Here is a 12,944-nt window from a genome sequence, read left to right as displayed (position 1 = left end):
CACATTTTTGCGAAAACATTGTTCAGTTTTCAAGGTACTACCTGCGACGCTCGTAAACGCCGCTGTTTTATTTTGCCAGATCTTTATCCTCTTGTCAAGAACTTTTTTCTGACCCCGCTGTTGTCTTTTTTACAACAGCGTTTATTATCTTACTAAACTAGCTCTTAGTTGTCAACTAATTTTTTCGGATTTTTTTACTTGAGCAGTTAACTCACGCTAGCTCTCTCAAGCACAGATAATACTTTACTCTTTTTGCTATAACACGTCAAATCTTAGATTTTGTTCGTTATTTACTAATTAGAAAAGTAAAATTAGTTTTGTCTAATGGCCATTATTACCTATTTTTTCTGATTTTTGACTACTTATTGGGCTAATTATTCGTAATTTGCGTTTTTTGAGCGGAACAGTTTGCGTAAAAAGATGGAAATTTTTTTGAAGAAAACAAAAAAATCCCGTAAAAAGGGATTTTACTTCTTAGATTAAGCTTTCTTCTTTGGTAATCTTGGTCATTCCATTCATGTAAGGAACAAGTGCTTCAGGAACAGTAACAGTTCCATCTTCATTTTGGTAATTTTCCAAAATAGCGGCAACTGTCCGTCCTACAGCCAAACCAGAACCATTTAGCGTGTGTGCCAAGTGTAATTTACCGTCTTCATCACGGTAACGGATTTGTGCACGACGAGCTTGGAAGTCAGTACAATTTGAACAACTAGAAATTTCACGGTACTTATCTTGAGCTGGCATCCATACTTCCAAATCATAAGTCTTTGCACTTGTAAAACTGGCATCCCCAGTTGATAAAGCAACTACATGGTATGGCAAGTCGAGTTTTTGTAATAAGTGTTCTGCATTCTTAGTCAGTTTTTCTAATTCGTCCCATGAGTCTTCTGGTTTGCAGACCTTAACCATTTCCACTTTTCTAAACTCATGCATTCTAATTAGACCCCGGGTATCACGGCCTGCTGATCCAGCCTCACTTCTAAATGCTGGTGACAGTGCAGTTACATTAATTGGCAGTCTATCTTCGTGAATAATTTCGTCACGGAAGTAGTTAACAAGTGGTACTTCGGCTGTTGGAATCAAAGTTAAATCTAGTGGCTTATCTGGATTATCATTATCGACAATTGTATAAACATCCTCACGGAACTTAGGGAATTGACCTGTTCCTTGCATTGATTCGTCATTAACTAGGTATGGTGGTATTACTTCGGTATAACCTTCCTTAGTATTTTCGTCTAAGAAGAAGTTAAAAACCGCTCTTTCAAGCAAAGCTCCCGCACCTTTATAGTAAACAAAACGTGCACCAGAAACTTTAGCACCACGATCCCAATCTAAAATATCTAAATCAGTACCGATATCCCAGTGAGCCTTTGGCTTAAAGTCTAACTTGGTTGGCTCATGCCATTTACGGATTTCTTCATTATAGCTTTCATCTGGTCCAATTGGATCTGAATCATCTGGGAAGTTAGGCAATCTGAGTAAAATGTAATTTTGTTTTTCAGTTAGCTTCTCGACTTTTTCGTCTAATTCTTTAATTTCCTGTCCAACTTGCCGCATTTCAGCAATTGCATTTGAAGCGTCTTCCTTATTTCTTTTAGCTTCAGCAATATCTTTTGAAACCTTGTTCCGCTTAGCCTTCAATTGTTCACTACGACTTAAGCCGTCTCTGCGCTCGGCATCAATTTTGACTAATTCATCAAGTTCTTCGGGCTTAATGCCACGTCTACCTAATTTATCCTTAGCCCAATCAAGATTCTCACGAATCACTTTAATATCTAGCATCTTTTTACCTCCATCAAAAAAGCCAATTCATCCCTCAAATTGGGACGAATTGGCTCTACATGGCTTCGCGGTACCACCCAGTTTCAGTCATTAGCATGACTGCACTTCATTAAGTTGGCGATAACGGTGCCGCAAACCGTGTAACTATTAATTACCCACATTAATGGAATCTGGAAACGACCTCTGTCCACTTTCACCACTACGTGGACTCTCTAAAACAGTCTTAGGATTCCGTGTTTGGATATTATTTTAAGTCATTCTCTTGTTTTTAGCAAATACTATTTCTACTTATATGAAGTATTTTGAAAAAGCAAATCATCTATTACCTTTTTTAGCTTATAATACTGATTATCAGGAGGCCAAAATGAAAATTACTAATCTACCTAAAAAGACTTGGCAAAAAATATATGATTTCCAGATTCTTTTTTGTTTACTTGCAGAAGTTATGCTGATGGTGCGCGGCTTGCACAATGCAACAAAGACGAAAAATCAGGTAACTGCAATTATTTTACTTATGCTTTTTTTAGCACTCACAGTTTATGTTCAAAAAATGAAGGTTAAAGATAAATTTACTTACGAGTTTACGCGGTGGTTAAACCTACTTTTTGGCCCCGGAATCCTTTGCACTTTTTGGCTTAAAATCGGCAACTTACTTTTAGTGCATTTGCCCCAAATTGAAATTATTTGGGTACTGCTATTATGGGCAGTGTTGCTTGGTTTGCTACTACCAATTGCCATGGTTTATGCCGCCCAAATTAAGAACTGGTTCTTAAGGCTGCTGATTGTTTTCTTATTAAATATCCAGTATGGACTGGTCAACACGTTAAAAGTCTCCAGAAGTCTCAAAATTATGCATTCACTTACGGGACAAGGAGTAATCGCGGCCATTAGCCTATTTATCTTGGCATGTTTTCTAGGAAAAGCTTGGGGTTTCAGGTTTAATCCCAACTTGAAATTTAACAAAAGCCAAAACTTCCAGCAAGTGACTTTTGTTTTACTCATTCTTTTTACATTATTAGACTTGTTTTACAACTGCTTTAACGCTTATTCCAAAGATATTTGGACCGTCTTTTTTAGATATGATTTTAATAATCTGAAATTTTCCTTACCTAATTTAACATGTGCAATCGAACCGGGTATCCTAGAGGAAACTGTACGTTATCTAAACATCATCATCCTGCTAGCAGGTTTTAACCACTTACCAAAATGGCGGGTTCCAATTGCCATTTATGGTTCCACACTCCTTTTTGGACTTGCCCATCTTGGAAATGTTGGCTGGCACGGTGCAGCCCTTTCGGCCACTATTATGCAAGCAATTGGTGTGACCGGTTGTGGCTTTTTATGGGCTGTTCTTTATCTTTATACGGGAAAGCTTTGGCCAGCAATTGTTGCTCACTTCATATCAGACTTTGTCGCTAATATGCTTACTGGTTGGAATTCTTCAGGATGGCACTGGCATGGTTATGCGACAGATTGCATTTACACTATCTTGATCGTTGGCGTTCCACTTCTGTTTTCAATTTGGATGATGTTCGGCAACGCTAGACAAGTAATGGAAGAAAATGCCGATCGAATAATGAATATGAACTAGTTTGATTTTAATAAAAAAAGTCTGGGAAAAATTCTCAGGCTTTTTTATTTCAAGATAAATCGTCAAATTACCAATTACAAAATAAATTCGGTTAACTCTAAAACGAGTGGAACAACAATTACAAATAAGACCGTTGAAGTAGTAACAACATTAGTTGCATATTGAACGTCTCCGTGAGATTCACCGACTAAAATCGGTAAAACGGCTAATGCTGGCGTAGCAGATTGAACTACTAAAGTTTCCTTTGCAAGGCTCGGTAATGCTGGGCCCCAATTAGCACCAAAGACAATCAAAATAATCATCAGCGCTGGTACTAAAATGAACCTTCCAAGTAGCGCCCAAATTGTATCACGGTCTAAGTGAATTGATTTCAAACCAGCATCGGCTAAAATAATTCCGATATAAATTAGTGACATTGGTGTAACAATTCCGCCCACCATGCTTAGCACGGTTGTAATCCATCCCGGAATTGGTACTTCAACTAATAAACATATTAAAGCAATTAGGAAACCTACTAATGGAGCAGGCAACAATTTCTTCCAATTAAATTTCTGCTGTTTCTGTTTTTGCACAGTTGGATCATCACTTGAGATGAAGAAGACCCCAATTGCCCAAGTAGAAACTGTATTTAACACATAATAAATCAGGAAGTAAGGCATACTTTTTTGCCCAAATAAAGCAATGTTTAATGGTAAGCCAATAAAAATCGTATTGGCATTAGTAATAGCATTGATGAAAGTCCCGCGTCTTCCTTTGCGGATACGAAGAACTTTACATAAGAGCCAAGCAAACAAATAGCTAAGGGCGAAACAAATGATGGCATAAACGAGGCCGCCAGTTAAACCAAACAATTTATCGCGGGTCAAATATTTCAACACGGAAACAAAAATTGAAGCTGGTAAAGCAATATTCATGATTAAATATGAAATATTGCCTTTAAACTGATCTCCTAGTTTTCCACTGCTGCGTAGCCAGTAGCCTAACGCAATGACCAATAACAGTTCAACAACACTAGTTAAAGAAGTAATAAAGGCTTGCATTGATCCTCACTCCTATTCATTTTTATATTCCGGCGCCCAGCGCAAAGCTTCAACAGCTTGCTTACCGTCGTCATATTCGTTTTGGTTGAGGTGATCCTTAATTGCTTGGTTAGCCACGGCATGTGCAACTGTTTGCGAAAAGATATTGAGCTTTTCAACTGGTGGTAGAACAGCAGCTCCCGGCTTAGTTGAATCAACGATTCCACCTAATGAGTGAGCAGCCACACTAATCATTTCATCGCTCAAGACTTTAGCATTAACTGCTAAAGCACCAAGTCCAAGTCCAGGATAAACTAGAGCATTGTTTGCTTGACCAATTTCATACTTAACACCTTGATAATCAACCGGATCAGCTGGAATTCCCGTAGCAACTAACGCCTTGCCCTTGGTCCATTCGATTAAATCTTGCGCTTTTGCTTCCGCCAATTGCGTTGGGTTGGATAATGGAAAAATAATTGGCCGTTCAGTGTGCTCCGTCATTTCGGTCACAATATCTTGAGTGAAGGCGCCAGAGCGAGTAGATGTTCCAACTAAGATGTCGGGATGAACCGCTTGAACTACACTCTTCAGATCCTTTAACTGATCCGCATTGGCAAATTCTGACCGCTTTCTGACAAAAGGCTTTTGCGCTGGCGTCAAATCAGGTGTATCGTCAAACAATAATCCCTGCTTATCAACTAAGTAGAAATGCTGCCGGGCCTCTTCAGGCTTTAAGCCCGCTTGCAACATTTCAGAATATACTTGTTCAACAATGCCAGTACCGGCGGTACCGGCTCCGAAGCAGACATACTTTTGCTCAGTCAATTTTTGCCCACTAATCTTTAATGCTCCTAAAATTCCGGCTAACACAATAATTCCAGTACCTTGAATATCGTCATTAAACGTCAAAATATGATCACGGTACTTTTTCAGGATATTGTCTGCGTTATCACGGCCGAAATCTTCAAAGTGCAAATACAATCCTGGGAAAAGCTTTTCAACACACTGAACAAATTGATCTACAAACTGGTAATATTTATCGCCATTAACTCGACTGTGTTTATTACCCAAGTAAAGATCATCTTTGAGTAATTTTTCGTTATTAGTACCGACATCGAGTACAACTGGCAAAACGCAGGCCGGATCCACACCAGCTGCGGCCGTATAAACCATCAATTTACCAACAGAGATATCAACTCCCTGAGTTCCCCAGTCGCCAATTCCGAGAATCTCTTCGCCGTCAGTAACTACAATCAACTTAATATCGCGACCATCTGCGGCATTTTTTAAACTGGCTTCCATTTGATCAGGTTTATCGATTGAAAGGAAAGCGGCATTTTGCGGATTAACAAACAGGTGACTGTAATTTTCAATTGTTTCCGCAATTGTCGGATCATAAACAATTGGCATGAATTCGGTCACATGTTCACTAAAGATTTTAAAAAATAGCACCCGGTTGGTATTAAAAATAGTCATTAAAAAAATGCGTTTTTCTAAATTAGTTGACTTTTCTTGGTACTGCAAATAGACTTCACGTACCTGGCTTTCAAGCGATTGCTCTTGCGGCGGCAACATCCCTTCTAAATGATATTGCTTACGTTGCTCTTCAGTAAAAGCTGTGCCATGATTCAAAAAAGGATCATTTAACCGATCTTGTCCTGTCTTTTCCATAATTCCACTCTCCAATCTAGACGAAATTTTTCTTTGGTTATTAACACTTTTAGCTTATTCCCATTATAGTGATAGTTCAAATAATTGATCTTGCCAATAAAATCACTTGACTTATTCATATTTTTGCTTAACTGATTTTGATAAAAAAGAAAAAAATATTTTTAAGTACAAAAAAAGACTAAGAAATCAATTTTCCTAGTCTCTTCTAGTTTAAGTTAGTCCAATCCGCCCGTTTAAGCAGATAATATTTTTCTTCATATGAAAATAAGTTGCTGATTTTACTCAAATCAACGGCATAAATAAATTTGAAACCTAAATTTCGCAATAATCTTTGCGAGCGCTCATTATTGGTAAAAGTACCGGCCCAGATCTGCTCTTGCTTTAACTTGCCAAAAGCAAAATTAAACAACAAAGTTAAGGCCTCCGTCATGTAGCCATGACCTGAAAACTCTTTATCTAATAAGAAGCCGACTTCCTTAGAAGTAAGTAGTTCGGCTTCATTAGTTCCGCGGTCATATAGTTCAACTAGGCCAATTAGTTTATGCGTTTTTTCCAAGCAGACCCCATAACTATACTTTCTAGCCGCATATTGGCCAGCTGCAATTTCAGCCTGAGTCAGATTTTGGTAATGATCAAAACCCGCTAACTGGTGATAGTACTTATCTTGGCCCCATTTTAAAAGTGTCGTTGCATCTTCAACCTTAAATGGTCGCAAATAGATTCGTGCAGCCATTATTTGCCAACTACCTTAAGAAGCCAGTCCATTCCAAACATTAGGGCAAAGCTGTAGGCGGCAATTGTCCATGGCTTACCCAAAATGATAATCCAAAAGTAAGTCCAGAATTTCATATCGGTTAACCCGGCTAGCAGGCAAAGAACGTCATCAGGTGCCATTGGCGCAACAATACAGATTGCAAAAAACCAGTTAAATTTATTTTGGTTTTTGGTCCACTTCATATACTTATCGAGCGTTTTTTCCGAAACAATGTGCAGGATAAATGGTCGTCCATAAAAACGCGCAAGGAAAAAGTTGATGATTGAGCCAATGCAAACTCCGACATAGTTGTAGATAAACCCCGCTAGTGGACCGAAGAAAATTACTCCGCCCAACAAAGAGACACCACCCGGAATAATTGGGATGACTACTTGGATAATTTGAATTAAGACAAAAATCACCGGCCCGATGATGCGCTTATCAGCCAAATATGCCTTCATCTTCGCTTGACTAGTAAAAATCCCTAAGCGGTACCAATAAATACACAATAGAATAATAATAATCCCGCTGACAACGGTCAAGATATTGATTAATCTTCGACTAGCTTTAGCTGAAAGATGCATAACTTACCTCCAATATTAGGCTAATTTTACCAAAAAATTCACTCAGATGATTACTTTTTTAGCTCTTCAGCACAATAATTATAATAACTTAAATATTTTAAAATTAATTATAGAAAAGGTAATTAAAAGATAGCAATTTATCATTCCAAGTTAAGTAACTAAAAATAAGGTACCAAGAAGGTAACCGTTTTTCAAAACATAAACACTTTTGCCTTTTAAAGTATAATAAATTCAAGAACGAATTGGAGGTTAGCAATGACGACTATTATTAATGATGTTTTTTATGATGAAAAAAAGCAGTTGGCAACCGATATTTATTTACCCGAGAAAACAAATGTGGAAACTAAAATCCTGTTATTCTGGCACGGTGGTGGTTGGTTTCGCGGCGATAAAAGTAACCTGAAGGATTACTGCACCCAAATTACGGAGCAGAATTTTATTGTGTTTGCGCCCAATTATTCGCTAGCGCCCAAACATATTTTTCCAGCCGCTCATAATGACAGTATTACTTTTGTAAATTGGCTGCTTAACAGTTCGTATGGGCAAAATAGAACTAATACAATTACCCAATTAGGTGCAAGCAGTGGCGGCGTAATGGCTCTATTTTTAGCGGGTAAATACGGTTTCCCAACTGTAACTTGGTCTGCACCTGTTTCTTTTTCTTCTTGGATGAAAAACCACCAAGATGTTCGTCCATCTCAGCAAGCAAATTTTGAATTTGGCATAACTGATTTAAAGCAAATTAATGATGCCTTTTACAAGTATTTTACTCTTACCTACACGGGCACGGATAAGCAGGAGACTTTGAAAAAATTAGACGCACAATCCTATGATTACGACAATCTAGGGCGTTTATTAATGCTTAACTCCACTAACGAATTATCGCCAACCGACTACTTACTTGATTTTATTAGTCAACTAGCTAAAGCCGACCATAGCGTTGACCTCAAACTAATTGCCGGCGAGCGTCATGCCATGTCCTATGCTAGCGACTATCTGGCCGAGTCCATCTCTTACCTTGCTAAAAAACCTGTTAAGTAAGTTACTTATAAATAATTAGTAAAGGTAACCAGAAAAACCCCACTTTTTGATGAAAACGGTTTATAATAGTTGTTATAAATTTTACTGCAATTAGTTGCAGTACCTAAGGAGATAACAAGATGGCTAAATATCAATCAATTAATCCGTACACTAACGAAACCTTTGCCAGTTACGACAATCCGACCGCTAGCCAAATTGAAGACTCAATCAACTTAGCACATGCACTTTACCAAAAATGGCGTCATGAAGAGCCAGAAAGCCGGTGCAAGACATTACATCAAATTGCGACAGCCTTTCGTGAACATGAACAAGAAATGGCAGAAATCATGACCCGTGAAATGGGTAAAATGATTGGTGAATCAAAGGGTGAAGTTGAACTTTGTGCTTCAATCTGTGATTACTACGCCGATCATGGTCCTGAAATGCTTAAGCCACAACCGATCGAGTCTAAGCTGGGCAAGGCTTATTACCTTAAGCAAGCTACTGGCGTAATCATGGCATGTGAACCATGGAATTTCCCACTTTATCAAGTAATTCGCGTGTTTGCCCCTAACTTTATCGTTGGAAATCCGATTTTATTAAAGCACGCCCACAACGTTCCTGGATCAGCAGCCATGACCGCCAAGATTATTAAGCAAGCTGGTGCACCAGAGGGCAGCTTAATCAACCTCTACCCAAGTTATGACCAACTTGATGACATTATCGCTGATCCACGAGTTCAAGGAGTTGCCTTAACTGGCTCCGAACGGGGCGGTTCATCCGTTGCCGAAAATGCTGGTAAGAATCTAAAGAAATCAACGATGGAATTAGGCGGAAACGATGCGTTTATTGTTTTGGATGATGCTGACCCACAAGTCTTAAAGAAGGCCTTGAGTACCGCGCGAACATACAACGACGGACAAGTCTGCACGTCTTCTAAGAGAATCATTGCAGTTAAAACCCGTTACGACGAAGTCTTACATGAATTAAAGAATTCTTTTGCTGCACTGAGGCCAGGTGACCCGCTTGATCCAGCTACTACTTTGCCACCAATGAATTCTGCTAACGCTAAAGACAAGTTAACTAAGCAAGTTGATGAAGCAGTTAAAGCCGGTGCCAAGGTCTTTTACCAATATCCAGAAATTGATTCTGCTGGTGCCTTTTTCCGGCCAATTATTTTAACTAATGTTGACAAGCAAAACCCAGCTTATGATCAAGAATTTTTCGGCCCAGTTGCAATTGTGTATGAAGTCGAAGATGAAGATGAAGCCATAGCTTTGGCAAACGACTCAAGCTATGGTTTAGGCTCATCAGTTATCAGCGCCGACGTAAAGCATGCACAAGAAGTAGCTGCTCAGATTGAAACAGGCATGACCGTTATTAACGGCACGTGGATCAGTTCAGGCGAATTGCCATTCGGCGGAATTAAAAAATCCGGCTATGGTCGTGAGCTAAGTGATCTTGGCATGATGGCTTTTGTCAATGAGCACTTAGTAATCAGTATGCCAACCAAATAATTTAACTAGTAATAAAAAAGGCTAGACGAGATGCGTCTGGCCTTTTTATTGTCCCTGATTTTTATTTTTAAATAAGTTGTAGCCAAGTAAAATCGTCATCATCACACTAGATAAAATCAAGAAGTAAGTCGATGCTCCGATTGAAACTGCGTATAAGAGCAGTTGGCTAGTAATATTCTTTAAAATGCCCGTATTTGATAATGCACTGTTTGACATGCGGTAGATTAAATAGACGAGAAATACCGTCTCAATTAACGATAAAACAAAGGAAATCTGGCGTCCTTTAACTGTATCTTTCAACGTATTATAGGTAATAATCAATGGAAAGAGCAGAATTAGTAGCCAAATCACACAGACAATTACCCCAGAAAGCATGGTTTCGCTAGATGAGAATAACCGGCCGGCTAAGCCAAATGCCACCCTAGTAATCGACATTTTGCCACTATACGAAATATCAGTTACTGATGCACCTGAACCCGTGAATAAGACAACCAGGTTAATAACTGCCATCAAAATTACAAGCAGCTGCACATAATTAAAATGCTTTTTAACCGTTGCTACCTCTTCTTCCACACGTTGCTCGCCTTTGGTTGACCTCTTCCTGGACTTGACCTTTTGTTTTGAATCTTCAACATTATTAAACAAGTTAGAGCCGATTTGATTAACTTTTTCTGTCAGTCGCTCATCTACCGTGTAACGCTCAATGTCAGCAGTTCGGACGCAAACAGCATACAGGCAAACTAGCAAGGCAAAAAAGCAGATCCAACCAATACTTCGCGAAAAACTCATTATTAGCAACAATGCAATTCCCAGCAAAAAGACAATCATACTATTAAGATGCATCCATTGCAGCATTTTCTTAATCGTTAAGTTTTGCTTTTTAGGATAAAACTCTTGCCTGTATGCCTCACGACTGGCAATTTTCTTCGCAGTATTTTTATTTTCATAATTGGCGGTCTGGTGCTGATCCGTAAAGAACGTATCACGATATTTTTGTAAATTAAACTGACAGTTAGGACAAACTTTGTCATTATCAGTAATTGACCGGCCACAATTTGGACAAGTAGTCATAAGAAACTCCCTTTGCTCAGATATTTATTTAATATGTTAATCATAAAACAAAAAGCACAATAAAGAAAACTTCTTTATCGTACTTTTTTATCTTTACTATTAAACGGCGCTCGTCTAATGGTTTTGCAATTGTTCAATTTCAGCTGTTAATTGCTTGATTTTCGTAACTGAAGCTTCTGGAGCAAGCATTAACTGGTCGCGCTGAAACTTTAATAATTCAAGATTATTGTCATTACTAGCTGATGATTGCTTGCTAGCCGCTACTTTAGTAGATAGCCGCTGATGATTAATCGTCCATTTTGGTAACCCTAACTGCTCAATAAATGATTGATCATGCGAAACGATAATCAGTGCGTAAGGATAAGCGGTAATAAAGTCCGCGAGAGCAGCAAGGGCTTCTAGGTCAAGAAAATTAGTAGGCTCATCCAGTAGCAACAAGTTATATTTGCCCGTCAATATTCGCGCCAAATTAAAACAAACTAACTGACCACCAGATAAGTTTTTAACTTTTTGATGCCGTATCTGCCATAAGTGAAGATCACCCAGAACTTGCATAGTAGCACTGGTTGCAAAAATGCTGTTTTTCATAATCGCTTCGAGCACCGTTTGGTCTGATTGCAGCTTAATGATATTTTGCGTAAAATAGCCTATCTGCAGCTGGGGATGGTAAAAGCCGGTTAGCTTACGCTCAAACAGCTCTTTTAGAAAAATTGATTTACCCACACCGTTGGCACCTGTTAGGATAAGCTTATTTTGGTAGGTCAAATTGACTTCCTGTTCAATTGTAAAAAGTAATTTGTGGTATGCCACTATTTTTTGCGGATTGAGTCTTAAAGCCTTGCTTTTAGGTGCAATTGTTTCATTCTTCATCTGGGCAGCACCGTTTTTTAAGGTGATTTGTTTACGAACAACTGGCCTAGTTAGCGTTTTCGCTTCTTTTTCAATTCGCCTTGATAAATTTTTGGTTGCACGAGCCACATTATTAGCGGCTTTTACTTTTCCTAGCGACTTTGAACGCCAGTCAGAACTGCTAATGTGCTTTTTCGGATGGCTAAAGGAATCAGCTTGTTTAGCATGCCGTTTAAAACTAGCTTTTAATTGGTTAAGATGCTTTTCCTGCTCGTTATATTCTAATTGCATACGTGCAGCCTGCTTTTCCTGCGCTCGTTTAAATTCTGAGTAAGTTCCCTTAAAAGTGATTACACGCTGGTCCTTAACACACCAAATTGTGTCACAAACTTGATTTAGAAAATGCTGATCGTGACTAATAATTAAACACGAACTTTTTAGACCACGAATTAAGTTAATCAGCCATTTTTGCTGCTCAAAATCTAAGTTTGAAGTCGGCTCGTCCAATAAGAGCAATGCTTTTGGTGCGTTTCTTAATTGTGCAATTGCCCTACTAATGGCTAACTTTTCACGCTGACCACCACTTTTATCTTGCGCATTTAAGAGCTGCGGAACATAAGCCCAATTACAGAGTCTTGTTATTGATCCCGTAGCTTTAATTAGCTCAGATGGGTTATTTATATCAGCAATTAGCTTCATCAAAGTGGTTTTACCAACCCCATTATTCCCGATCAAGCCTATCTTTTGCTTTGAATTAATTCCAAGACTAGCAATTTCAAATAATTTTTTTGCTGCCACATTTACTGTTAAGTGATTGATTTTTATTAATTCCAATTTTTACCTCGGTAATAGATTAACTGATCTGATTGATGCCAGTTTCAGTTTTCATTGGACTACCCTCCTAGATATTAAGTTAACGATCGTTAAACTAGTAGGTGCCACTATTAGCGTTTGATAAAAAAAGTCATCAATGCTAATTTGCGTTACCTAATAACAACTATTCTTGACATGACTCTTTCCTCCATTAGATTAATTTTTTCATTTATTACTTAATTGTATTTCATTATTTATCTAATTGCAAAACTG

At 38.4% G+C, this 12,944-nt stretch carries 10 protein-coding genes; 3 read left to right on the top strand and 7 right to left on the bottom strand.

Going from position 1 to position 12,944, the window contains the following annotated elements:
* Positions 1-474: 474 nt before the first annotated feature.
* Complete coding sequence (gene serS, locus J3U71_RS03305) at positions 475-1,782, bottom strand: serine--tRNA ligase (protein ID WP_267392448.1); 1,308 nt, start codon at positions 1,780-1,782, stop codon at positions 475-477.
* Positions 1,783-2,146: 364 nt separating this feature from the next.
* Between serS and J3U71_RS03300 the strand changes: the two genes are divergently transcribed.
* Positions 2,147-3,373: a CPBP family intramembrane glutamic endopeptidase gene (locus J3U71_RS03300; RefSeq protein WP_267392449.1), complete on the top strand. Its 1,227-nt coding sequence runs from the start codon at positions 2,147-2,149 to the stop codon at positions 3,371-3,373.
* A gap of 74 nt (positions 3,374-3,447) precedes the next feature.
* On the opposite strand, the gene J3U71_RS03295 is transcribed toward J3U71_RS03300, so the two are convergent.
* The 4 genes from J3U71_RS03295 to J3U71_RS03280 form a co-directional block, all read right to left on the bottom strand.
* Positions 3,448-4,413, bottom strand: a complete 966-nt coding sequence (locus tag J3U71_RS03295; RefSeq protein ID WP_267392450.1) for an AEC family transporter — start codon at positions 4,411-4,413, stop codon at positions 3,448-3,450.
* 12 nt (positions 4,414-4,425) lie between these two features.
* Complete coding sequence (locus J3U71_RS03290; protein WP_267392451.1) at positions 4,426-6,063, bottom strand: malolactic enzyme; 1,638 nt, start codon at positions 6,061-6,063, stop codon at positions 4,426-4,428.
* A gap of 205 nt (positions 6,064-6,268) precedes the next feature.
* Positions 6,269-6,796: a GNAT family N-acetyltransferase gene (locus J3U71_RS03285; RefSeq protein ID WP_267392452.1), complete on the bottom strand. Its 528-nt coding sequence runs from the start codon at positions 6,794-6,796 to the stop codon at positions 6,269-6,271.
* Entirely contained in the window at positions 6,796-7,401 is a 606-nt protein-coding gene (locus tag J3U71_RS03280) for a TVP38/TMEM64 family protein (RefSeq protein WP_103753131.1), read from the bottom strand. Before J3U71_RS03280 ends, J3U71_RS03285 begins: the two co-directional genes overlap by 1 nt.
* Positions 7,402-7,656: 255 nt before the next feature.
* Between J3U71_RS03280 and J3U71_RS03275 the strand changes: the two genes are divergently transcribed.
* Positions 7,657-8,442: an alpha/beta hydrolase gene (locus J3U71_RS03275; protein WP_267392453.1), complete on the top strand. Its 786-nt coding sequence runs from the start codon at positions 7,657-7,659 to the stop codon at positions 8,440-8,442.
* 119 nt (positions 8,443-8,561) lie between these two features.
* Positions 8,562-9,938, top strand: a complete 1,377-nt coding sequence (locus J3U71_RS03270; RefSeq protein ID WP_267392454.1) for an NAD-dependent succinate-semialdehyde dehydrogenase — start codon at positions 8,562-8,564, stop codon at positions 9,936-9,938.
* A 45-nt stretch (positions 9,939-9,983) separates the two neighbouring features.
* Here J3U71_RS03270 and J3U71_RS03265 read toward each other — a convergent pair whose 3' ends face one another.
* Complete coding sequence (locus J3U71_RS03265) at positions 9,984-11,009, bottom strand: zinc ribbon domain-containing protein (protein WP_220269158.1); 1,026 nt, start codon at positions 11,007-11,009, stop codon at positions 9,984-9,986.
* Positions 11,010-11,123: 114 nt separating this feature from the next.
* Positions 11,124-12,692 carry an ATP-binding cassette domain-containing protein gene (locus J3U71_RS03260; RefSeq protein ID WP_267392456.1) on the bottom strand — a complete coding sequence of 523 codons (1,569 nt, stop codon included), beginning with the start codon at positions 12,690-12,692 and terminating at the stop codon, positions 11,124-11,126.
* Positions 12,693-12,944: the final 252 nt, after the last annotated feature.

Source organism: Lactobacillus sp. B4015 (assembly GCF_026536055.1).
In the GTDB taxonomy this organism is placed as follows: Bacteria; Bacillota; Bacilli; order Lactobacillales; family Lactobacillaceae; genus Lactobacillus; species Lactobacillus panisapium.
This window is presented reverse-complemented; position numbering and strand designations above follow the sequence as displayed.

What these genes read in the sequence shown, in the direction of transcription:
- J3U71_RS03265 (WP_220269158.1), bottom strand. Translation starts at nt 11,009, where the DNA reads ATGACTACTTGTCCAAATTGTGGCCGGTCAATTACTGATAATGACAAA.
- J3U71_RS03270 (WP_267392454.1), top strand. Translation starts at nt 8,562, where the DNA reads ATGGCTAAATATCAATCAATTAATCCGTACACTAACGAAACCTTTGCC.
- serS (WP_267392448.1), bottom strand. Translation starts at nt 1,782, where the DNA reads ATGCTAGATATTAAAGTGATTCGTGAGAATCTTGATTGGGCTAAGGAT.
- J3U71_RS03280 (WP_103753131.1), bottom strand. Translation starts at nt 7,401, where the DNA reads ATGCATCTTTCAGCTAAAGCTAGTCGAAGATTAATCAATATCTTGACC.
- J3U71_RS03290 (WP_267392451.1), bottom strand. Translation starts at nt 6,063, where the DNA reads ATGGAAAAGACAGGACAAGATCGGTTAAATGATCCTTTTTTGAATCAT.
- J3U71_RS03285 (WP_267392452.1), bottom strand. Translation starts at nt 6,796, where the DNA reads ATGGCTGCACGAATCTATTTGCGACCATTTAAGGTTGAAGATGCAACG.
- J3U71_RS03275 (WP_267392453.1), top strand. Translation starts at nt 7,657, where the DNA reads ATGACGACTATTATTAATGATGTTTTTTATGATGAAAAAAAGCAGTTG.
- J3U71_RS03295 (WP_267392450.1), bottom strand. Translation starts at nt 4,413, where the DNA reads ATGCAAGCCTTTATTACTTCTTTAACTAGTGTTGTTGAACTGTTATTG.
- J3U71_RS03300 (WP_267392449.1), top strand. Translation starts at nt 2,147, where the DNA reads ATGAAAATTACTAATCTACCTAAAAAGACTTGGCAAAAAATATATGAT.